We start from the raw sequence: 21,788 nt of genomic DNA, 5'->3' as shown, positions 1-21,788 counted from the left end.
CGTCATGTTTAAACAGACAAGCATCGCCCTCACCGTCGTCGCTTCACTTGCGCTGGGCGCCTGTGCCGCGGATGACCCGAACCGCCGTGCCAAGCAGGGCGCGCTTATCGGTGCCATCGGCGGTGCCGTGGCCGGCAGCGCCATCGGCGATACCAAGGGCGCGGTTATCGGCGGCGCCGTCGGCGCCATCGCCGGTGGCGCAGTGGGCAACTACATGGACAAGCAGGCACGCGAGCTGGAGCAGGAGCTGGCCGCCGAGCGCGCACGCGACGAGCTCAGCATCCAGCGCCTGTCGGGCAATGCGCTCAAGATTGGCGTAGCCAGCGACGTGTCCTTCGATATCGACAGCGCCAGCCTCAAGCCCAACGCGCGCACCACCTTCACGCGGATTGCCGAGGTGCTGGCGGACTACGACGCCAGCATCATCCATGTCGTTGGCCACACCGACTCGACGGGGGCGGCCGAGTACAACCAGGCGCTTTCCGAGCGCCGTGCCTCCTCGGTGGTCAATCATCTGGTCGCTCAGGGCGTCAATCCGCAGCGTCTGCGCCAGGAAGGCCGCGGCGAATCCGAGCCCGTGGCCTCCAATGACACCGCCTCCGGCCGAACTCAAAACCGCCGCGTCGACGTCGTCATCAAGCCCGTGATCGAGGGACGCGAGAACGAGGCAGCCACGCCGCCGCCGTACCTGGGGCGCTGAGGCGCGATGGCCGAGCGGCAATATCGCGGCGGCTTCCATGCCGCGCTGGCGGCGCTCGAGGCGGCTGAACCTCCAGACGAGGTGCTGCTGATCGAGAGTCGGCGCGACCAGCGGGCCGCCCGCGTGCGCGAGGCGGCACGTCGTCGTGGCGTGCCGCTGCAGCGCTGCACGCGCGATCGCCTCGATCTACTGTTGCCGGGCGTCAAGCACCAGGGCGTCGCGGTGCGCGTGGCTGTCGGCGCTGCTGTGCCCGATGCCGATTCGCTGCTTTACACGCCGCCGTCCCCCGATGCGCTGATCCTGGCGCTCGATGGCGTGCAGGACCCGCGCAATCTCGGCGCCTGCATGCGCAGCGCCGAGGCCGCCGGCGCGGGCGCTGTGCTGATCCCGCGCGACCGCGCCGCGCAGCTTTCGCCGGCCGCGCACAAGGCATCGGCAGGCTCGAGCGAGCGCCTGCCCCTGGTCTCGGTTACCAACCTGGCGCGAGCGCTCGAGCAGCTTCGCGAGCTTGGCTACTGGATCTTGGGGCTGGAGGGCGAGTCCGAGCTCAGCCTTTGGGACGCCGAGCTGGCCGGGCCCCTGGTGCTCGTCATGGGCGCCGAGGAGGGCGGCATGCGCCGATTGACGCGCGAGCGCTGCGACCGCTTGCTCTCCATTCCCATGGCGGGGGCCACCGAAAGCCTCAATGTTTCGGTGGCTGCCGCGGTTTGCCTCTTCGAGGCGCGACGCCAGCGCGTTGCGCGTGGGGCGCCGGCCGGGTAGAATCGCGCGCCGCCGCTGTTTCGGCAGCGGACCTTGTCCCACCGCAATCCCGCCGGGGGACCGCGCCGAAGGGCGTGACCGCAAGGAGTTCCACTAGATGCGACATTACGAAATCGTCGTGCTGGTGCACCCTGATCAATCCGATCAGGTGCCCGCCATGGTCGAGCGCTACCGCAGCATGGTGACCGCCGAGGGTGGTGCCGTGCACCGCTTCGAGGACTGGGGCCGTCGCCAGCTCGCCTACACGATCAATGGCCTGCACAAGGCGCACTACTTCCTGATGAACGTCGAATGCAGTGGCGAAGCTCTGCACGACATTGAGGAAGCCTTCCGCTTCAACGACGCCGTGCTGCGCCGTCTCGTCGTGCGCAAGGACGAAGCCGTTACCGAGCAGTCGCCGCTCTTCAAGACCGAAGACGACAAGAAGCCGGCTGCACGTGATGATGCCGCTGACGACGCGGACGAAGAAGACGAAGATATTTCCGAAGACGAAGACGAAGCCGACGACGCTGAACCCAATAGCGCCGCAACCACGGGAGCCTGAAGAATATGGCCCGCTATATCCGCAAGAAGCGCAGCTGCCGCTTCACCGCTGAAGGCATCACCGAGATCGACTACAAGGATCTCAACATGCTGAAGCAGAACGTCGCCGAGAACGGCAAGATCGTGCCCTCGCGCATCACCGGAACGCGCTCGCGCTTTCAGCGTCAGCTGTCGACGGCGGTCAAGCGTGCGCGCTATCTGGCACTGCTGCCCTATACCGACAAGCACGATCTCTGAGGCCGCCCATGAACGTCATTCTTCTGGAACACATCCACAAGCTGGGCGATCTCGGCGACACCGTGAAGGTGCGTGCCGGCTACGGGCGCAACTACCTGCTGCCGCAGGGCAAGGCGCTGCCGGCCAATGACGCCAATCGCAAGGTATTCGAGGAGCGCCGGGCCGAGCTTATGAAGCGCGCCGAGGAATCGCGCGGCGCCGCGCAGATGCGCGCCAAGGAGCTCGACGGCAAGCGTCTGACCATTGCCGCGCGCGTCGCCGACCAGGGCAAGCTCTACGGATCGGTTGCGCCGGCTGACATCGTCGATGCGGCCGCGGCTGCGGGTCTGGAGATCGAGAAGGCCGAGGTCGACATGCCGGAGGGCCCGATCCGCGTCACCGGCGAGTACACCATTCGCCTGATGCTGCACGCCGAAGTCGAGTGTGAGCTGACGGTGAGCGTGGTCGATAATGCGGCCGGTGAGACCGCCGACGTCTGAGCAGCGTTTCGTCGTATGCTGACGCCCCGGCGGCCATAGGGCCGCGCGGGGCGTTTTCGTTTCCGGGGCCGATGCGCGAAGCCATGGCCTGATCCAGTTCCGCGAGCACGCATTGGACGACATTCCCGTCAAGCAGCCGCCGCATTCCATCGAGGCCGAACAATCGGTTCTCGGCGGCCTCATGCTCAACAACAACGCCTGGCTGGAACTGGCTGGCCGGCTTTCCGACGACGATTTCTACCGGGAAGATCACCGCCTGATCTTCCGTGGTGTGCGCGAACTGCTGGAGGCCGGCAAGCCCTGCGATTTCGTCACGCTCTCCGAGTACCTTCGCGGGCGCGGCAATCTCGATCCGGCGGGCGGGCTGAGTTATCTGGGTGCGCTGGCCAACGACACCCCCAGCGCCGCCAACGTGCTCGCCTATGCCGATATCGTGCGTGAGCGCGCCGTGCTGCGCAGCCTTATCCAGGTGGGGCAGGAGATTGCGGATCTCGGTTTCCGTCCCGGGGAGCAGAGCTACGGCGACCTGATGGAGGCCGCGGAGCAACGTGTTTTCGCGATCCGCGAGAAGGGCGAGCGCGGAAGTCAGGAGTTCCAGCATGTCGGGCAGGCCCTCGACAACGTCGAGCAGCGCCTGCAGTCGCTGCGCGAGAACCCGGATCAGATGAACGGCGTGCCCACTGGTCTGCGCGATCTGGATACGCATATCCACGGTCTGGCGGCGGGGGACCTGCTCATCGTCGCCGGCCGACCCGGCATGGGCAAGACCAGCTTCGCGATGAATATCGCCGAGAACGTGGCGCTGCGCGAGAAGCTGCCGGTCGGCGTCTTCAGCATGGAGATGGGGGCCGATCAGCTCGCCATGCGCATCCTGGCGTCGTATTGCCGCATGGACCAGTCTGCGCTGCGTTCAGGACAGATCGCCGACCACGAATGGGACTGGCTTGCTCAGGCGAGTCGCGACATCCGCGAGGCACCGCTTTACATCGACGAGACGCCCGGTTTGTCTCCGCTGGATCTGCGCGCACGGGCGAGGCGCATGAAGCGGCGCCATGGCCTGTCGCTGCTGGTGGTGGACTATATCCAGCTCATGCAGGTACCCGGCACGCGCGAGAACCGCACCACGGAGATCTCGGCCATCTCGCGCAATCTGAAGGCGATCGCCAAGGAGCTGAATGTGCCGGTGATCGCGCTTTCGCAGTTGTCGCGCGAGGTTGAGAAGCGCGAGAACAAGCGGCCGATCATGTCCGACCTGCGTGAGTCGGGTTCCATCGAGCAGGATGCCGACATCATCATCTTCATTTATCGCGACGCTTACTACCGCCGCAAGGAAGGCGACCCTGGGGCCGAAGCGGACGACAACCGCACCGAAATCATCGTCGCCAAGCATCGCAACGGCCCAACCGGCACCGTGCACGCGGCCTTCCTCGGTGCTTCGACGCGTTTCGAGAATCTGAGCTACCGCAATGGCAGTTAGGCAGGGCGGGCGCGGGCGCCGATGATTCCCCGCGTCTGGGCCAGCATCGACCGCGGTGCGCTGCGCCACAACATGCAGCGCATGCGTGCCATCGCGCCGGATAGTCGCGTGCTGGCGGTTATCAAGGCCGACGGTTACGGTCACGGTGCCGAAGCCGTCGCTCACGCGCTGCGCGATACGCGCAGTACTTCAGACCGGCGGCCGCGCGCCGACTGGGAGGCCGATGCCTTTGCCGTGGCTTGCCTTGAGGAGGCGCTGGCCCTGCGCGCAGCGCGCGTGCACGCGCCGCTGGTCGTGCTTGAGGGCGTGCTCTCGCTGGAGGAGGCGCGGCTGGGCCTGCGCGAGCACCTGCAGTTCGTGATTCACGACGAATGGCAACTGTCGCTGTTGGAGCAGTTGCCGCGTGGGGCGCGCGCCGACATCTGGTTGAAGCTGGATAGCGGCATGCATCGCCTCGGTTTTCATCTGTCGGCACTACCAAAGGCGCTGGCGCGGGTGCAGGCGCGGCCGGATTGGCGCTTGCACGGCTTCATGACGCATCTCGCCAGTGCCGACGACGACACGGCTTCGGCGCTGGCGCAGGCCGAGCGCTTTGACGCCGCGCTGGGCGATACGCCCGGGCTGCGCTCCATTGCCAACTCGGCCGGTATGCTCGCCGACGACAGCCTGCACCGCGACTGGGTGCGGCCGGGACTCATGCTCTACGGCATCTCGCCGCGCGCCGATCGCAGCGCCGCCGACATCGGTCTCGTGCCAGCGATGACGCTGTGCACGCGGGTGCTGTCGGTGCGCGATTGCGCAGAGGGTGATCGCATCGGCTACGGCGGTGCCTACATCTGCCCGCGAGATCAGTGTATCGCCACGCTGGCCGTAGGCTATGCCGACGGCTTCCAGAGGGCGTTGGGAGATACCGGCAGCGTGCTGCTGCGCGGCGTGGAGGTGCCGGTGGTGGGGCGGGTCTCCATGGACATGACGGCCGTCGACGTCTCCGCCGTTCCGGACGTTGCGGTCGGGGACGTCGCTACGCTCTGGGGCAAGGGGCTACCCGCAGAGCATCAGGCCGCTGCCGCTGGCACCATCCCCTATGAGTTGTGCTGTGGCCTGACGCGGCGCGTGCGCAAAAACTACGATCCCCCCGCCAACGCCGCCGTCAGCGTTTGATGCCGCGTCTCGCGTGGGAAGGGAGGCACAGATTTCACAGATTAAGGGGATTGGGTGACGGCTTGTCGCCCACGCGGCTTCGCTGGGCAATCCGGGGCATCGGAGTGTGTGCTGGTGGGGCAATCGATTATCCCCAAGATCCCGATAATCTGTGCAATCTGTGGCTAAGCCCTATTTGCGCACAGGCGCTTACTGCACGAGCTGATTGAGGTCGAAGATGGGCAGCAGGATGGCGAGCACGATGAGCAGCACGACGCCACCCATGATCAGGATCAGTAGCGGCTCGAAGATGCCCATGACGGCAGAGACGGTGGTTTCCACCTCGCGCTCCTGGTTCTCGGCGGCATGTTCCAGCATTTCGTCCAGGCGTCCGGACTGCTCGCCGCTGCCGAGCAGATGCAGGGTGATGGGCGGGAAGAGCCTGGATTCGGAGAGCGCGCGGTAGACCGAGCCACCCTCGCGCACCTTGCGGGCGGCGACCTCGATGGCTTCGTGCATGGGCAGGTTTGTGACCACCTGCGAGCCGATGCGCATGGCTTCCAGGATCGGGACGCCGGACTGCGTGAGGATGCCCAGCGTCCGCATGAAGCGGCCGGTGTTGGCGCCACGCGTGAGGCGGCCAATCAGCGGCAGACGCAGCTGCCAGCTGTGTACGCGGCGTCGGAAGCCGTCGCGTCGCATCGCGAAGGCGAAGGCCGTGCCGCCGCCAACCAGCATGAGGAGCAATAGCGGCCCATTGGCGCGCAGGAAGTCGCTAACCGCGATCAGCCCGAGGGTCAGCCCGGGCAGAGGCTGGTCGATGGAATCGAAGACGCCCACCACCTGCGGGACGACGTAGGACAGCAGAAGGATGACGACCGTGATCGCCACTACCGTCAGGATGGCCGGGTAGAAGGCAGCCAGCATCATTTTCTGGCGCATGGCCTGCCGGCTTTCGACATAGTCGGCCAGCCGCACCAGCACCCCGTCGAGCTTGCCGGACTGCTCGCCGGCCTCGATGGTGGCGCGGAACAGAGGTGGGAAGGCGTTCGGGAAATCGCCCATGGCAGCGGCCAGGCTGGCGCCTTCCACGATCTGAGCGCGGACCCCGAGGGCGACGCGCTTGATCGCGCGGCCCTCCGACTGTTGCGCCACCGCGGACAGTGATTCGTCAAGCGGCAGGCCGGAACGTAGCAGTGTGGCGAGCTGGCGGGTAAACAGCGAGAGATCCATCGTGCTCAGACTGCCGCCGCGCCGCAGGGAGAAGCTGCCTCGCCCCTGCGTCGTGCCGGCGCGGTCGCTGACTTCGCGCAGCGATACCGGGATCAGACCCTGATTGCGCAGCTGCTCGCGCACCTGGCGCGCCGTCTCGCCCTCGATCAGGCCCTTCTGCTGGCGCCCCCGCGTATTCAGCGCGACGTATTCGAATGCCGCCATGGCGGCCCTAATCCTCGGTCGTGACGCGCAGGACTTCGCGCAGCGTGGTCAGGCCCGCGAGCACCTTCTGCCGGCCGGAATGCATGATGCCGGGTGACTGCTTGCGGGCGTGCGCCTCCAGTGCCTGCTCGCCGGCGTTGTCGTGGATCAGTACTTCCATCTGCTGGTCGACTTCGATCACCTCGTGAATGCCGCTGCGCCCGTGGAAGCCGCTGCCCCTGCAGTGTGAGCAGCCCTTCTCGCGATAGAGCGTCAGCGGTTCGTTGTGGGTAATGCCGAGGGTTTCGCGTTCCACCGGTTCGGCTTCGTAGGGCTCCTTGCAGTGCGGGCACAGCACGCGCACGAGGCGCTGCGCCATCAGCCCGATCATCGAGGTCGACAGCAGATAGGGCTCGACGCCCATGTCGCGCAGGCGCGTGATCGCGCCCACCGCCGTGTTGGTGTGCAGCGTCGACAGCACCAGGTGGCCGGTCAGCGACGCCTGCACGGCGATCTCGGCCGTCTCCAGGTCACGAATCTCGCCGATCATGACGACGTCGGGATCCTGACGCAGGATGGCACGCAGCCCGCGCGCAAAGGTCATGTCGACCTTGGGATTTACCTGCGTCTGGCCGATGCCATCCATGTTGTATTCGATGGGATCCTCGACCGTCATGATGTTGCGCGACTTGTCGTTGAGTACCGCCAGCGCCGCATAGAGGGTCGTGGATTTGCCCGAGCCGGTGGGGCCGGTGACGAGCATGATTCCGTAAGGCTTGTGGATGATGCGCTTGAGCGTGCGCGTCTGTGTCTCGTCGATGCCCAGGTGCTCAAGGTCGATGTGCTCATTCTGCTTGTCGAGCACACGAAGCACCACGCGCTCGTTGCCCGAGCCGGTGGGGATCGTGGAGACGCGCAGGTCGATCTTGCGGCCGCCGATCGAGCGCGAGATGCGGCCATCCTGCGGCAGGCGCTTCTCGGCGATGTCGAGCTTGGCCATGATCTTGATGCGCGACACTAGGCGCGGGGCGAGCGCGCGCGGCGGTGTCATCACCTCGCGCAGCACGCCGTCGACACGGAAGCGAACATTGCAGCGCGACTCGAAGGTCTCGATGTGAACGTCAGAGGCGTTCTCCTTGATCGCCTCGATGAGAAGGCCGTTGATGAAGCGGATGACGGGCGCGTCGTCCTGGGCCTCAAGCAGGTCCTGGTTCTCGGCGAGCGCGTTGGCGAGCGCGTCGAGGTCTTCGGGGGCTTCGTCGTCTCCCAGGCCTTCCACAAGCTCGGCTGCGACGCCTTCGCCCTGCTCATAGGCGCGCTGCAGCTCGAGGTCGAAGGTGGCTGCATCGCAGCGGCGCACCGGCAGTGTGCCGGCGTTCAGACGCTGAATTTCCATGAAGGCGTCTATGGATGCGCCCTCGCGCACCAGCACCGCCGGCGAGCCGTCGGACTCCGTAGTGATCAGCACCCCGTTGCGCTTGCAGAAGGTGTAGCCGGGCTTCTGTAGTGGCGCGGCCTCGTGTGCTTCAGCGGCCTTCATCGCGTGTTCGGGCCCGGGCTACGCGACCTGTCGGACGATGTCAGCTCGTCCAGCGGCATGGTGCCCACATTGCCCGACAGCGGCTTGCCGGGCGTATCGCCTTCGTCCAGGAAGATCTCGAAGTCCTGCAGACGCGGATACTCTCGGCGCAGGATGGGCACGCGCTTGTCGGTGGCCTCCTGGGCGCGCTGCGTCTGCTCGTACTTGCGGCGGGTGTGATAGTCCGCTGTGGCGCGGTCGCGCAGGATGCGCGGACGCATGAAGAACATCAGATTGCGCTTCTCGCTCTGCACCGACTGGAAGCGGAAGAGCGCGCCGATGACCGGAATCTGGCTGAGGAAGGGGATGCCGGACATCGAATCGGTGACGTTGTCGTCGATGAGTCCGCCCAGGATCAGGATCTGGCCGTCCTCGACAGAGACGGTGTTCGTGATCGAGCGCGAATTGGTGGTCTGCGTGAGATCGCCGCCGGATGAAGCGCCCAGGCTGGAGACCTCGAGGTCGATCTTCAGCTTGATCTGGTCGCCCTCGTTGATCTGGGGTGTGAGATTCAGTGTCAGGCCGACGTCGCGCCGCTCGATGGTCTGGAATGGGTTCACGCTGCCCGTCTGGCTGCCGGTATTGGTGAACTGACCGGTGAGGAATGGCACTTCCTGGCCCACCGAGAATTCCGCCTCTTCGTTGTCCAAGGTGAGCAGCGTCGGCGCGGAGAGGATGTTGGTGTCGCCATCGCCCTGCAGAGCCTTGATCAGCACACCGAAGCTCGTGCCGCCGTCCCGGATGCGGCCGAAGCCGGCGGTCACGCCCTGGCCGAGCAGGCTGCCCAGCGCGCCGGCCGTTTGCTGGCCGCTCCCCGTGCCCGTCCCTGATCCGAATCCGGCGAGGTTGGAGATGATCTGCCCGGTGGACGGGTCGAAGAGACCGGCCGCGGCGATACGATCCTCGTTGAATACGGCCCAGTCGAGGCCGAGTTCGGCCTGCTTGGTGCTGCTGATTTCGGCGATCAGCGTTTCGACCATGACCTGAGCGCGCTGGATGTCGAGCTGTTCGATAACGTCGCGCAGCGAGCGCATACGCTTCGGGCCTGCGGTGATGACCAGCGAGTTGGTGCTGGGGTCCGCGATGATGCTGCCGTCCTGGTTGCCACTCCGGCGTCCAGTGCTGCGCTGCGCCTGTTGTCCAGAAGAGGACGACGCCTCTTGGCTGTCGCTTTGGGAGGGGGCGTAGCCCTCCAGAATCGAAGCCAAGTCCTCGGCGTCGGCGTGACGCAGATAGACCACCTGCGTCGATCCGCCTTCCTCGACCTCGCCATCAAGGGAGCGCACGAGATCGATCATGCGCTGTCGACGCTGGCGGTCACCGCCAATGAGCACCGAATTGGTGCGCTCGTCGGCGATGACCGTGGCCGGGGTCTCACCATCCTGGCGGTTCTGGCCTTGCTCAAGTGCTTTGAGAGTCTCGACCGCTTCCGGTGCCGAGGCATGCTCCAGCTTGATGATCTCGATATCGTCGTCACCGGCGCGGTCGATCTCCTGGATGATGCGATCGAGCCGCCGGATGTTGGCCGCGCGATCCGAGATGATGAGCATATTCGACGGCGAATAGGCGGCGAGATGCCCCCACTGCGGCACCAGTGGTCGCAGGATCGGCACTAGCTGGGCGGCTGGCACGTTCTCGATGTCGACGACCCGGGTAACGATCTCATCGTCGGGCGCGGACGCCGCCCGGCTGGAACTGCCGCCGTCCTGCCGGGCGTTGTTCTCGGGCACGATCTTGATGGCATTGCCCGCGGGAATGGCGGCGAAGCCGTAGACCTGCAAGATCGACAGGAAGGTCTCGTAGACGGCGTCCGGCGTCATCGGCGAGGCGCTGACGACGTTGACCTTGGCCTTGACCCGTGGGTCGACGATGAAGTTGCGGCCCGTGACGTCGCTGACGGTTTCGATCAGCGCGCTGATGTCGGCGTCCTTGAGGTTCAGTGTCACCGCGTTCTGGGCCTGCAGCGGCGCAAGGGGCAGGAAGGCCAGCAGTAGGGCCAGACGCAGGGGTTTCAGAAAGCGCATCAGTTGATACTCAAGGTGTAATTCTGTTCGTTGCCACCGCGCTCGACGGTGACATTGATCGAGCGCGCATCGCGCAGCTCGTTGAGCAACGACATCGCGCGCTGGGGGCTGTCCAGGGACACGCCGTTGACCGCCGTGACCAGGTCGCCGGGTCGCATGCCGGCTGCCTCGAAGAGCGCGCGCTCGCGACCGGGATAGATGCGATACCCGCGCTGCTGGCCACTCGAGGAGGCCGGTACGACGCGAATGTAATTAGTTACGTTGCCTGGGTTTTGCAGCAGTTCGTTGCGGATCTCGGATAGCTGCTGCGGGTCGCGTGCCGTGAGATTGCCGCTGTCCGCTGTGCTGGGCGCTTCAGTGCGCGTCGCGGATTTCTCGTCCAGCTCGTCGCGTTCCATGCGTAGCGTCTCGAGGGCCCCTTCCCGAGAGATGACGACCCGGTCGGCGAACACCGAATGCAGGGTGACATTGCGCGAGATGGTATCGCCGATCGCGTAGATCTCCGCATCCTCGCGCGCCGAAGCGATGATCGCGCGTGACATCGACGACTCATCGGCCGCGTAGACCCCGAGCAGCTTGAGCGATAGCCGGGTCTCAGGGGCGTCCTCGATCGAGGTCTCTGCTTCCTTGTCTTCCGCGGAGTAGCTGCCGAAGAGTTCGGCACGTACCAGCTGCTCAAGGTCGAAGCCGGGGCCCGTTTCGGCAGAGGAGGCGTCGGTCTTCGCGCGCGGTACCGGCTGCCAGCCGGTGTCGGGCGGCGGCACTAACGCCCAGCCGATCTGCGCGATAAGGCTTCCGGCGAGCAATGCCAGAAGCAGCGCGCCGGCCGAGGCCGCCTTTGGGGCGTGCCGTTCGTACAGCGTTTGGAGGGTGACCAGGTTCACAGCCCGGATGATACTTGTCGGAGACCGCCGGCGCAGCGTCTAGAATCGGTACGAAGTCCGTTTTCCTTGAACAATGATGTCATCCATTGACTGGCGTGATCCCCTGCAGCTGCAAGCACAACTGTCCCCCGAAGAGCGCGCCGGCGCCGAGGCAGCGGCGCGTTTCGCCCGCGAAGCCCTGTCGCCAGGTATACGCGCCGCTTATCGCGACGAGCACTTCGACCGAGCGCTGGTCCGACAGTTCGGTCAGCTCGGCCTTTTCGGGCTGACGCTGGAAGATCACGGCTGTCCCGGTGGCAGCCACCTGCTCTACGGCCTGGTGGCGCGTGCCATCGAGGGCGTCGATTCGGCCTACCGCTCGCTGCTGTCGGTGCAATCCTCGCTGGTCATGTACCCGATCCATCGCTTCGGCAGCCCCGAGCAGCGGAGCCGCTATCTGCCCGAACTGGCCGGTGGGCGCTTGTTGGGCGCCTTTGGGCTGACCGAACCCGATCACGGCTCCGATCCTGGCGGGATGCATACCCGTGCCCGTCGCGGCGATGACGGTAGCTGGCGGCTGTCCGGCACCAAGACCTGGATCAGTCACGCGCCCATCGCCGATTTGCTGCTGGTCTGGGCGCGCGACGAGGAAGACCGCATCAATGGTTTTCTCGTCGAGCGCGACACACCGGGGCTTTCGACACCGGCCATCGACGGCAAGCTCTCATTGCGCGCCTCGCCGACCGGCCAGATCGCGCTTGATGATGCGCCCGTGCCCGAGGCGCGGCGTCTGCCCGGGGCGTCGGGCATCAAGGCTCCCTTCGCCTGCCTGAGCAAGGCGCGCTACGGCATCTGCTGGGGCACGATGGGGGCAGCCGAGAGCTGCTGGCACGCCGCGCGCGACTATGTTCTCGAGCGCGAGCAGTTCGGCCGCCCCCTGGCGGCCAACCAGCTGGTACAGCGCAAGTTGGCCGATATGCAGACCGAAATCGCGCTGGGTTTGCAGGCCGCTCTGCGCCTGGGGCAGCTCCTAGACGCCGGCGAGAGCCCACATGAGGCGGTTTCCCTGCTCAAGCGCAACAACGCCGGCAAGGCGCTCGACATCGCCAGGCAGGCGCGCGATATGCTGGGGGCCAATGGCATCAGTGACGCCTATCCGGTCATGCGGCACATGCTGAATCTGGAAACCGTCAACACTTACGAGGGGACGCACGATGTCCATGCGCTGATACTCGGTAGGTGGCAGACGGGAATTGCCAGCTTCTGACGCTGTCGAAGATCGCGGGGTAGACGGATCAGCATCGCTACAATGAGGTCATGAGCGATTCACACGATCAACAGTCAGCGGGTCTGGCCACCGAGACCGCGCGGCCGAAGCTGAAGCAGCCGCCGCGCTACAAGGTGATCATGCTCAACGATGACTACACGCCCATGGAGTTTGTGGTCCAGGTTTTGCAGCAGTTCTTTCGTCACTCCCGAGAGAAGGCGGTGCAGATCATGATGCAGATTCACACCCAGGGCCGGAGCGTGGCCGGTGTCTTCCCCGCCGAGATTGCCGAAACCAAGGTTGCGCAGGTCAACGAGTACGCCCGTCGCCACCAGCACCCCCTGCTGACCGTAATGGAGGAAGCCTGATGCTCTCCGATGAACTGCAGAAAGCCCTCGACGCCGCCTTCCTGCAGGCGCGCAACGAGCACCACGACATGCTCACGGTCGAGCATCTGCTGTTGGCGCTGCTCTCCGATGCCAATGTCAGCGAGGTGTTGGGCGCCACCGGCGCGAATCTTGATCAGCTCGAGACCGGGCTGCGCGAATATATCGCCAACAACGTCTCCGCCGAGGGCGAGCCGGCCGACCGCGACGTGCAGCCGACGCTCTCCTTCCAGCGGGTGCTGCAGCGCGCCATCTATCACGTGCAGTCCGCCGGCCGGAAGCAGGTGTCGACGCTGAACGTGCTGGTTGCCATCTTCTCCGAGAAGGATACTCATGCCGTCTATCTGCTCGCGCAGGAAGGCGTGTCGCGGCTGGATGTCGTCAACTACCTGTCGCATGGCATCTCCAAGGTGCCAGGCAGCGAGTCGACCGAGGAGAGCACCTCGGAGGCTACGGGCAGCCAGAGCCGCCCCAATCAGGAAGCCACGGCGCTGGAGCAGTACGCGACCAATCTCAATGACCGCGCGCGCAAGGGCAGTGTCGACCCGCTGATCGGCCGCGAACACGAGGTCGAGCGCGTCATGCAGACGCTCTGCCGCCGGCGCAAGAACAACCCGCTGCTGGTGGGCGAAGCCGGTGTTGGCAAGACCGCTATCGCCGAGGGGCTGGCCTGGCTGGTGACCGAGAACCGCGTGCCCGAGGCGCTGAAGGATTCGACGGTCTTCAGCCTCGATCTCGGCGCGCTGATCGCAGGCACCAAGTATCGGGGCGATTTCGAGAAGCGCCTCAAGGCCGTACTCGCCGAGCTGGCCGAGATCCCGGGCGCGGTGCTCTTCATCGACGAGATCCACACGCTCATCGGCGCCGGCGCGGCCAGCGGCGGCGTGATGGATGCCTCGAATCTGCTCAAGCCGCTGCTCGCCAACGGCGAGCTGCGCTGCATCGGCTCGACGACCTATGCCGAGTACCGCGGCATCTTCGAGAAGGACCGCGCCCTGGCGCGGCGCTTCCAGAAGGTCGACGTGGTCGAGCCCAGCGAGGAGGACACCGTGCGCATTCTGGAAGGGCTCAAGACCCGTTTCGAGGCGCATCACGAGGTCAGCTTCTCGCACCCGGCGCTGGAGGCGGCCGTGCAACTTTCGGCGCGCCACATCACCGATCGCTTCCTGCCCGACAAGGCCATCGACGTCATCGACGAGGCGGCGGCGCGCATGCGCCTGCTTCCCGGCTCGCGCAAGCGCAAGACCGTGCAGGTGCGCGATATCGAGGACACCGTGGCGCGCATCGCCCGCATTCCGACCAAGTCGGTTTCCACCGACGACCGCGAGCGCCTGGAGCGGTTGGAACGCGACCTCAAGCTTGTTATCTACGGCCAGGACAAGGCCGTGGAGACGCTGGCCGCGGCCATCAAGATGTCCCGCTCGGGGCTGGCGCAGCCGGACAAGCCCATCGGTTCCTTCCTGTTGTCAGGCCCGACCGGCGTCGGCAAGACCGAGGTCACCCGTCAGTTGTCCGAGATTCTCGGCATCGAGCTGCTGCGCTACGACATGTCCGAGTACATGGAGCGGCACACCGTTTCGCGCCTGATCGGTGCGCCTCCCGGCTACGTCGGCTTCGACCAGGGTGGCCTGCTTACCGACGCGGTGCTCAAGCACCCGCACGCGGTGGTGCTGCTCGACGAGGTCGAGAAGGCGCATCCGGACGTCTTCAATCTGCTGCTGCAGGTCATGGACCACGGCACGCTGACCGACAATAACGGTCGCAAGGTCGATTTCCGCAACGTCATTCTGGTGATGACCACGAATGCCGGGGCGGAGGTGCAGGCGCGCCGCTCCATCGGCTTCACCGAGCAGGATCATTCCAGCGACGCCATGGAGATCCTCCGCAAGGCGTTTACGCCGGAGTTCCGCAACCGTCTCGACACCATCGTGGCCTTCGACTCGCTGCCGCCCGAAGCCGTCGCGCGCGTGGTGGACAAGTTCCTCATGCAGCTGGAGGCTCAGCTCGGCGCCAAGAAGGTGCAGCTCGAGGTCGATGCGGATGCCCGCGCCTGGCTGGCCGAGCACGGTTTCGACGCCAAGATGGGCGCACGGCCCATGGCCCGCGTCATCCAGGAGCACATCAAGCGGCCTCTGGCCGAGGAACTGCTCTTCGGTCAGCTCGCCGATGGCGGTACCGTGCGCGTGGGTGTCGAAAACGGCGAAATCAAGCTCGAAGTGCAGTCGCGCGAGGCGGCTGCGGTCTAGCGCGCAGGCACGGGCGTGCGGTGTCGGTGCGCATGCGCCGGCATCGCGCGATGCGCGGTATTGAGATTCCTTCGGTTGGAGCGTAAAGCTCCCGTAGGACGCTGCGCGAGGCAGCGCCGCTATCCCGCCTATTTGTCGCGGTAGGTAATCCGCCCCTTGGTCAGGTCGTAGGGGGTCAGCTCGACCTTGACCTTGTCGCCGGTGAGGATGCGGATGTAGTGCTTGCGCATCTTGCCGGAGATGTGAGCGGTCACGATGTGCCCGTTCTCCAGCTTGACGCGGAAGGTGGTGTTGGGAAGCGTGTCCATGACGACACCTTCCATCTCGATATGGTCTTCTTTGGCCATGAATTAGCGCAGTCGAATAAGCCGCGCATTATCGACCCTGTGCGCTCATTCGGCAATGCATATCCAGCCTTGGCTCGTCGCTTGCTCCTGCGGACGGAAGCGCTTCTTGTATTCCATCTTGTCGCAGCCCGGTATCCAATAGCCCAGCCAGACGTGCCGGCGTCCCTCTTCGCGGGCAGCTGCGATCTGCGTCAGCACGGCGTAAGTGCCCAGGCTGCGCGCGGCAATGGCAGGGTCGGGGTCGAACACGGTGTAGACGGCTGAATAGCTCCGTGGCAGCACGTCGACGACGGCGCAGGCCACCAGCCGCTCGCCGGCGAAAAACTGCCAGTACTCGACGGGCAGCCAGCTGCAGGCCGTGAAGCGCTCGAAGCCGAAGTGGTCCTCGGGGTCCATGCCCTCGCCGTTGTGGCGGGCGCGTAGGTAGCGCTCGTAGAGTCCCAGGATGTCGTCGTTAATGCTGGCCGTGCGCACCAGCGCCAGATCCGTGTTGCCGCGCTCGCAGCGGCGCTGCGCGCGATTGGGAGTGAAATTCGCCACCGGGATGCGCACCGGCGTGCAGGCGTTGCACTGCGGACAGTGCGGCCGGTAGACGGCGTCACCGCTGCGACGGAAACCCTGGCCGAGCAGTTGCTCGTAGCGCGGACCGTCGAGGCGCAGACGCGGATCGACCACCAGATTGCGCGCCGTGCGGTCCGCCAGATAGCTGCAGGCGTGCGGCTGCGTGATCAGCAGGCTGATGTTCTCGTTGCCGCTCAGCATGGCTCGGGCAGGTGGGAGGGGGATTGCGGAGCCTCGTCCGGAACGATCCAGTGGGGCGCGGGGGCTTCACAAAGGGGACGGAGCGCGTCGATGAACTGCGCTCGTGGTATGCCGATGGCGCCCAGTGAGGCGAGATGGGGCGAGCCGACCTGGCAGTCGAGCATTGGCATCGCCTGCGCGCACATGAAGCGCGTCAGCCAGAACAGCGCGATCTTCGAGGCATTGTCGGCCCGCGAGAACATGGATTCGCCGAAGACCATGGCGCCGATGGTGACGCCGTAGACGCCGCCGACCAGCTGGCCATCTCGCCAGATTTCCACGGAGGTGAGGGCACTGGCGTCGAATAGCGCGCGGTAGGCGCGCCGCATCTGGAAGCCGAGCCAGGTGCCCTGGCCGGGTTCGCGTGGCGCCGAGCAGGCCGCCATGACCGCATCGGGTGCGCGATTGAAGCTGACGGCGTAGTCGGCGCGCGCCACGGCCCGGCGCAGGCTGCGACTGACGTGCATGCCCTCGCTGGGCAGCACCGTGCGCGGATCCGGGCTCCACCAGAGGATCGGCTCGTCCGGGTTGAACCAGGGAAAAATGCCCTGGCGGTAGGCGCGCAGCAGGCGCGCTACGGACAGATCCCCGCCGATGGCCAGCAGCCCGTCGGGATCGCGCAGCGCGCGACCCGGTGACGGAAAGGGCTGCGCCGGATCCTTGGGATCGAGCCAGTGCAGTCGGATCGGGTTGTCCATGGCTTCACTCTAGCGCGCGATGCGGTGGTCTGCCGTGGCCTGATCGCGGCGATAGGCGGAATGGGCGCTGAGTGTTTCGCGGCCTTCGGTCACGGCGGCACGCTCGCGCTCCAGAAAGTTGGCCACGGCCGCGTGCAGGCGGGGCTCGGCGAGCCAATGCAGGCTGCGCGTGATGACCGGATCGAAGCCGCGCAGCAGCTTGTGGCCGCCCTGCGTGCCGGCATCGAAATAGTCCAGGCCCTCGCGCAGCACATGGTCGATGCCCTGGTAGTAGCAGGTTTCGAAATGCAGGCTGTGCGCGCTGCTGATGCTGCCCCAATGCCGGCCGTAAAGGGTGTCGCTGCCTTGCAGGCAGAGCGCGCAGGCGACGATGGCGCCGGCCTCGCGCGCGAGCACCACCCGTACCGGTGTTCCCGGCGCCATGCCGTAGTCGAGCCAGAACTCGCGTGTCAGATAGGGCTGCTGCCCGCGCTCGTGGTAGGTGTTGGCATAGAGCGCGTAGATGCGCTGCCAGTCGGCTTCGTCGAGGGTGTCGCCCGGCACGGTCTCGAAGGCGATGCCGGCTTCTTCCTGGACGCGGCGGCGCTCGCGCCGGATCTTCTTGCGCCGCGCGCTGCTCAGTGCGGACAGATAGGCCTCGAAGTCTGCGAAGCCGCGGTTGACGAAGCGGAACTGCAGGTCGCGGCGCTCCAGAAAGCCGGCCTGCGACAGTGCGTCGGCGTCGGTGCTGTCGGCGAAGAGCAGGTGTACCGAGGACAGCGCCTCGTCGACACCGAAGGCGCGCAGCTGCTCCGCCATGGCGGCGCGGGATGTCGCGTCGCGCGCGCCGATGCGCGGGCCGGCTGCGGGCGTGAAGGGGATTGCGCACAGGCCCTTCGGGTAATAGTTCTGCCCGATACTGGCCGCGGCTTGCGCCCATTCGAAGTCGAAGACGAACTCGCCGTAGGAGTGATGCTTGCGGTAGTAGGGGGCTGCGGCCACCAGCTCGCCGCTGTCGTCGCGCAAAAGCTGATGTGCCGGTTCCCAGCCGCGCTCCGCGGCGACGCTGCCGCTGTCCTCCAACGCGCGCAGAAAGGCGTGCCGGGCGAAGGGATAGCCCTCATTGAAGAGGGCGTCCCATTCGCCGGCCGCGACATCGCGGATGCGGTGGATGCTCTGACTGTGCACGCGATCAGCGTGCGTGCTTTGTGAGTGTCTGCCTAGTGGTAGACAAGCTCCGTCGAACCCGTTTCGCGCAGCGCCCACTGGATGCAGGCGTCATATTCGAATGGGTCGACCTGCTCGTTCTCGTCCGAAGGGGCCTCGGCGCCCGAGAAGGTGCCCTTCTCGTCGAATTGCAGGCATGCCACGCCGGCATGCACGCGGATCTCGTTCTCGGCGGATTGATCGAGCGCGATCTGCAGGTAACGCAGGCGTGTGGCTGCGTATTCGGGCAGGCTGGATTGGCCGGAAGCGACACTGGCGGCGACGTCCGCGCTGAATTCGCGCACATTGCCTTCCGGAGTAAGAACGAAGTGCTTGACTTCACTGTTCATGCCGGTGTTTCCGCTGGTGATGTTTTCAATCATGACGTCCTCTCTAATGGGAGCCACAGTGCCCGACTTCAAGAGCCTGACCGACAGACCTTAGCCTGCCGATATACTCATTGGACGCGTTGCCATCCTGACAGTTCAAAGATCGGCGCGCGTCTGACCGATACCATCCACCGCTCATCGTAAGCAAGCAAGGCCCGTGCCACAGAATCAGCAGAGCAGTCAGGCCAGTTCCATGGCACGCAGTCAGCGGCTCGAGCGCCTGTCGCGCGAGGCGGCGCTGCTCGTGCTCTTCGGCATCGCACTTTCGCTGTTGCTGGCGCTGTTCAGCTTTCACCCCGACGACCCCGGCTGGTCGTCCACGGGGGCGGGCGACGGTGTGCGCAATCTCTTCGGTCCGGTGGGTGCCTGGGTGGCGGATGTGCTGCTCTCGCTCTTCGGCTACGTGGCGCTGATTGCGGCGGTGGGCAATCTGCTGCTGCTGCTGCGCTCCTGGCGCCGCGTGGGGCAGCCCGAAGTGGCGGAAGCCGCGGCGCCCATATTCCGCCCGAACGGTTGGCTGCGCGTGCTCGCGGCTATCTTTGCGCTGGCAGCGGGCGCCGCGCTCTGCGCCATGCACATCGCCGCGAATCCGGATCTGGTGCCGCAAGGCGCCGGGGGCATCCTGGGCAGCGAGCTGGCAGTGGTGCTGCAGGGATCGCTCAACGCGGTGGGCGCGACCCTGTTGCTGCTGATCGTACTCGCCGCGGCGCTGCCCATGGCGGGGCTGTTCTCGTGGCTCAGCCTTTTCGAGGCCGTGGGTACCCGTGTGTTGGCAGGTCTGGGCGCACTGGGCGCGTTGCTGGCGCGTCGTCGTGAGCGCCCCGAGGCACCGCCTGCTGCGGCCAGGCCGTCGGCGCCGGCAACCGAGCGCGCGGCGCCCCAGGTCGACACCGAAGCGCCCGCACCGAAGTCGCGCCGCGCCAAGCGCAAGGCAAAACAGGACAAGCGCGCGCCGGGCCAGCAGGAGGAGCAGCTGTCGCTGGGCATCGACGCCAAGGCCGAAGTGCCGGCCTTCACCGGCGACCCGCTGCCGCCGCTGGCGCTGCTCGATCCGCCCAAGCCCTCCAAGCAGGGATATACCAGCGAGGATGTCGAACGCATCTCGCGCGACCTGGAGCGGCATCTCAAGGATTTCAATGTCACGGCCGAGGTCGTCGAGGCGCAGCCCGGGCCGGTGGTGACGCGTTTCGAGGTGCAGCCGGCGCCGGGCGTCAAGGGTTCGCAGATCACGAACCTCTCGCGCGATCTGGCGCGCGCCCTGTCGGTCTCCTCGGTGCGCGTCATCGAGGTGATCTCGGGCAAGTCGGTCGTGGGCCTGGAGATTCCCAATCAGCATCGCGATGTGGTCTCGCTTTCCGAGATCCTGAACTCCAACGAATACCGCAATCTCTCGTCGCCACTCACGATGGCCCTGGGCAAGGACATTGCCGGCCGCCCGATGGTGGTGGATCTGGGCAAGATGCCGCATCTCATGGTCGCGGGTACCACCGGCTCCGGTAAGTCGGTGGCGATCAACACCATGATCTTGTCGATGCTCTACAAGGCGACGCACGAGCAGCTGCGCTTCATCTTCATCGACCCGAAGATGCTGGAGCTGTCGGTCTACGAGGGCATCCCGCACCTGCTGACGCCGGTGGTGACCGACATGAAGGATGCCGCCAATGCGCTGCGCTGGTGCGTCGGCGAGATGGAGCGGCGCTACCAGCTCATGACCCGGGTCGGTGTGCGCAACCTCGCGGGCCTGAACAAGAAGATCCGGGAGGCCGTCGACCGGGGCGAGCCGCTGGAGGATCCGCTGCAGTCGGCGCCGCTCTTCGCCGACGGCGAGGAGGACCCGGATGCGCCGCCGAAGCCGACGCTGGACAAGGAGATCCCGCACATCGTCGTCGTCATCGACGAGCTGGCCGACATGATGATGGTGGTCGGCAAGAAGGTGGAGGAGCTGATCGCACGCATCGCGCAGAAAGCGCGCGCAGCGGGCATCCACCTCATCGTTGCCACGCAGCGCCCATCGGTGGACGTCATCACCGGTCTCATCAAGGCCAATATCCCGACCCGGCTCGCCTTCCAGGTCGCCTCGCGTGTCGATTCGCGCACCATCCTCGACGAGATGGGCGCCGAGACCCTGCTCGGCTATGGCGATGGTCTCTTCCGCCCGGTGGGCTCCAGCCGCATCGACCGCGTACACGGCGCCTTCGTCGACGATCACGAGGTGCACAAGGTCGCCGAGTACCTCAAGCAGGTCGCCGAGCCCGAGTACATCGAGGCCGTCTGCGCCGGCGATGTCGAAATGCCGGGTGCCGAGAGCGAGGGCGACGCGGAGCAGGATCCGCTCTACGATCAGGCGGTACAGATCGTGCTGGAATCCGGCAAGGCCTCAACCTCCTGGGTACAGCGCCGCCTCAAGATCGGCTACAACCGTGCCGCGCGCATTGTTGAGCAGATGGAGGCCTCCGGCGTTGTCGGCCCCAGCGGGCCGGGCGGCAACCGCGAGATACTCGTGCAGAACCAGCAGTAGCCAGCGCGCAGCCGGGTGCGGTGCGTGGCAGGATTCACGATGCATTCACCGCACGCGGCCGAGGCTGGCGCTTCCTACCCCCTGTGATCCGGATCATGCGCAAACTTCTTTCTCTCATTGCCGCCAGCGCGCTTCTCCTCGTGGCGCAACCAGCCAGCGCTACACCGCCGGAAGAGGCGCTGGCGCGCTTCGTCGACCGCGTCGAGACGCTGTCGGCCGATTTCGAGCAGATCGAGCGCGACGATCGGGACGAAGTCCTGCAGTCCAGCCGCGGCCATCTCTGGCTGCAAAGGCCGGGCCGCTTCCGCTGGGAAGTGACCGAACCCTTCTCCCAGCTCGTCGTCGCCGACGGCGACACCCTGTGGAACTACGACCCGGATCTGGCCCAGGCCACGCGGCGCCCGGCGCGCGAAGCGCTCTCGGGTACACCCGCGGAGCTGCTGGCGGAAGGCACGGGCATCGAGGAGCGCTTCGAGGTCCGTGCCGCCGATGCGGCCCCGGTTGGCGAAGCCAATGCTGTGGTGCGTCTGCTGCCGCGCGAGGACACGAGCGACTTCTCAGCGGTGACTCTCCATCTGCGCGAGGGCGTGCCGGTGGCGCTGATCTTCGACGATCGCATCGGCGGCCGCACCGAGGTTCGGTTCAGCAACATTGTCCTCAACGAGGCGATCGATGCGCAGAAGCTGCGTTTCGAGCCGCCGGAGGGCACCGAAGTGGTTCGCCTTGAATAG

At 66.0% G+C, this 21,788-nt stretch carries 21 protein-coding genes; 12 read left to right on the top strand and 9 right to left on the bottom strand.

The genetic code is table 11. From position 1 onward, the window contains the following. Window positions 1–4 precede the first annotated feature (4 nt). From U743_RS09065 to alr, 7 genes are all read left to right on the top strand, one after another. Window positions 5–700, top strand: a complete 696-nt coding sequence (locus U743_RS09065) for an OmpA family protein (protein WP_043767448.1) — start codon at window positions 5–7, stop codon at window positions 698–700. Between the two features lie 6 nt (window positions 701–706). Then, window positions 707–1,462: a 23S rRNA (guanosine(2251)-2'-O)-methyltransferase RlmB gene (gene rlmB, locus U743_RS09060; RefSeq protein WP_043767446.1), complete on the top strand. Its 756-nt coding sequence runs from the start codon at window positions 707–709 to the stop codon at window positions 1,460–1,462. A 97-nt stretch (window positions 1,463–1,559) separates the two neighbouring features. After that, entirely contained in the window at window positions 1,560–2,006 is a 447-nt protein-coding gene (gene rpsF, locus U743_RS09055) for a 30S ribosomal protein S6 (RefSeq protein ID WP_043767443.1), read from the top strand. 5 nt (window positions 2,007–2,011) lie between these two features. Next, window positions 2,012–2,242, top strand: a complete 231-nt coding sequence (rpsR, locus tag U743_RS09050) for a 30S ribosomal protein S18 (RefSeq protein ID WP_043767441.1) — start codon at window positions 2,012–2,014, stop codon at window positions 2,240–2,242. A gap of 8 nt (window positions 2,243–2,250) precedes the next feature. Then, a complete protein-coding gene (gene rplI, locus U743_RS09045) occupies window positions 2,251–2,721 on the top strand; it encodes a 50S ribosomal protein L9 (RefSeq protein ID WP_043767440.1) in 471 nt (156 codons plus the stop codon). A 112-nt stretch (window positions 2,722–2,833) separates the two neighbouring features. After that, window positions 2,834–4,198 carry a replicative DNA helicase gene (dnaB, locus tag U743_RS09040; RefSeq protein ID WP_043767439.1) on the top strand — a complete coding sequence of 455 codons (1,365 nt, stop codon included), beginning with the start codon at window positions 2,834–2,836 and terminating at the stop codon, window positions 4,196–4,198. Between the two features lie 21 nt (window positions 4,199–4,219). Further along, window positions 4,220–5,359 (top strand): alanine racemase, encoded by a 1,140-nt coding sequence (gene alr, locus U743_RS09035; RefSeq protein WP_043767438.1) that lies wholly within the window; start codon window positions 4,220–4,222, stop codon window positions 5,357–5,359. 189 nt (window positions 5,360–5,548) lie between these two features. Here the strand turns inward: alr and gspF are convergent, their stop codons facing one another. The 4 genes from gspF to gspC are packed head-to-tail and all read right to left on the bottom strand — an operon-like array spanning window position 5,549 to window position 11,241. Beyond that, the gene (gene gspF, locus U743_RS09030) at window positions 5,549–6,775 is read right to left on the bottom strand and encodes a type II secretion system inner membrane protein GspF (RefSeq protein ID WP_043767437.1); all 1,227 of its coding nucleotides are present in this window, start codon (window positions 6,773–6,775) and stop codon (window positions 5,549–5,551) included. Window positions 6,776–6,782: 7 nt separating this feature from the next. After that, the gene (gene gspE / locus U743_RS09025; RefSeq protein WP_043767436.1) at window positions 6,783–8,294 is read right to left on the bottom strand and encodes a type II secretion system ATPase GspE; all 1,512 of its coding nucleotides are present in this window, start codon (window positions 8,292–8,294) and stop codon (window positions 6,783–6,785) included. Continuing rightward, the gene (gene gspD, locus U743_RS09020) at window positions 8,291–10,357 is read right to left on the bottom strand and encodes a type II secretion system secretin GspD (RefSeq protein WP_052367797.1); all 2,067 of its coding nucleotides are present in this window, start codon (window positions 10,355–10,357) and stop codon (window positions 8,291–8,293) included. Before gspD ends, gspE begins: the two co-directional genes overlap by 4 nt. Beyond that, window positions 10,357–11,241 carry a type II secretion system protein GspC gene (gene gspC, locus U743_RS09015; RefSeq protein WP_043767435.1) on the bottom strand — a complete coding sequence of 295 codons (885 nt, stop codon included), beginning with the start codon at window positions 11,239–11,241 and terminating at the stop codon, window positions 10,357–10,359. Before gspC ends, gspD begins: the two co-directional genes overlap by 1 nt. A 76-nt stretch (window positions 11,242–11,317) precedes the next feature. On the opposite strand from gspC, the gene U743_RS09010 reads away from it, so the two are divergent. The 3 genes from U743_RS09010 to clpA are packed head-to-tail and all read left to right on the top strand — an operon-like array spanning window position 11,318 to window position 15,119. Next, on the top strand, window positions 11,318–12,487 hold the full coding sequence (locus U743_RS09010) for an acyl-CoA dehydrogenase family protein (RefSeq protein WP_084191751.1): 1,170 nt from the start codon (window positions 11,318–11,320) through the stop codon (window positions 12,485–12,487). 50 nt (window positions 12,488–12,537) lie between these two features. Continuing rightward, window positions 12,538–12,855: an ATP-dependent Clp protease adapter ClpS gene (gene clpS, locus U743_RS09005; protein WP_043767431.1), complete on the top strand. Its 318-nt coding sequence runs from the start codon at window positions 12,538–12,540 to the stop codon at window positions 12,853–12,855. Further along, window positions 12,855–15,119, top strand: a complete 2,265-nt coding sequence (gene clpA, locus U743_RS09000; RefSeq protein WP_043767429.1) for an ATP-dependent Clp protease ATP-binding subunit ClpA — start codon at window positions 12,855–12,857, stop codon at window positions 15,117–15,119. Before clpS ends, clpA begins: the two co-directional genes overlap by 1 nt. A gap of 128 nt (window positions 15,120–15,247) precedes the next feature. Here clpA and infA read toward each other — a convergent pair whose 3' ends face one another. From infA to U743_RS08975, 5 genes are read right to left on the bottom strand one after another with little or no spacing between them, the layout of a single operon-like run. Beyond that, window positions 15,248–15,466 carry a translation initiation factor IF-1 gene (gene infA, locus U743_RS08995; protein ID WP_043767427.1) on the bottom strand — a complete coding sequence of 73 codons (219 nt, stop codon included), beginning with the start codon at window positions 15,464–15,466 and terminating at the stop codon, window positions 15,248–15,250. A gap of 45 nt (window positions 15,467–15,511) precedes the next feature. Further along, window positions 15,512–16,228, bottom strand: a complete 717-nt coding sequence (locus U743_RS08990; RefSeq protein WP_043767425.1) for an arginyltransferase — start codon at window positions 16,226–16,228, stop codon at window positions 15,512–15,514. Then, the gene (aat, locus tag U743_RS08985) at window positions 16,222–16,965 is read right to left on the bottom strand and encodes a leucyl/phenylalanyl-tRNA--protein transferase (RefSeq protein WP_043767423.1); all 744 of its coding nucleotides are present in this window, start codon (window positions 16,963–16,965) and stop codon (window positions 16,222–16,224) included. The genes U743_RS08990 and aat overlap by 7 nt, the downstream gene beginning before the upstream one ends. Window positions 16,966–16,974: 9 nt before the next feature. Then, window positions 16,975–18,132 carry a GNAT family N-acetyltransferase gene (locus U743_RS08980; protein WP_084191452.1) on the bottom strand — a complete coding sequence of 386 codons (1,158 nt, stop codon included), beginning with the start codon at window positions 18,130–18,132 and terminating at the stop codon, window positions 16,975–16,977. Between the two features lie 32 nt (window positions 18,133–18,164). Beyond that, on the bottom strand, window positions 18,165–18,533 hold the full coding sequence (locus tag U743_RS08975; RefSeq protein WP_052367795.1) for a hypothetical protein: 369 nt from the start codon (window positions 18,531–18,533) through the stop codon (window positions 18,165–18,167). Window positions 18,534–18,696: 163 nt separating this feature from the next. Here U743_RS08975 and U743_RS08970 point away from each other — a divergent pair, with 163 nt between their 5' ends. Both U743_RS08970 and lolA read left to right on the top strand, forming a co-directional pair. After that, entirely contained in the window at window positions 18,697–21,057 is a 2,361-nt protein-coding gene (locus U743_RS08970) for an FtsK/SpoIIIE family DNA translocase (RefSeq protein ID WP_043767421.1), read from the top strand. A gap of 95 nt (window positions 21,058–21,152) precedes the next feature. Further along, the gene (gene lolA, locus U743_RS08965; protein ID WP_156966387.1) at window positions 21,153–21,788 is read left to right on the top strand and encodes an outer membrane lipoprotein chaperone LolA; all 636 of its coding nucleotides are present in this window, start codon (window positions 21,153–21,155) and stop codon (window positions 21,786–21,788) included.

The organism is Algiphilus aromaticivorans DG1253 (assembly GCF_000733765.1).
In the GTDB taxonomy this organism is placed as follows: Bacteria; Pseudomonadota; Gammaproteobacteria; order Nevskiales; family Nevskiaceae; genus Algiphilus; species Algiphilus aromaticivorans.
This window is presented reverse-complemented; position numbering and strand designations above follow the sequence as displayed.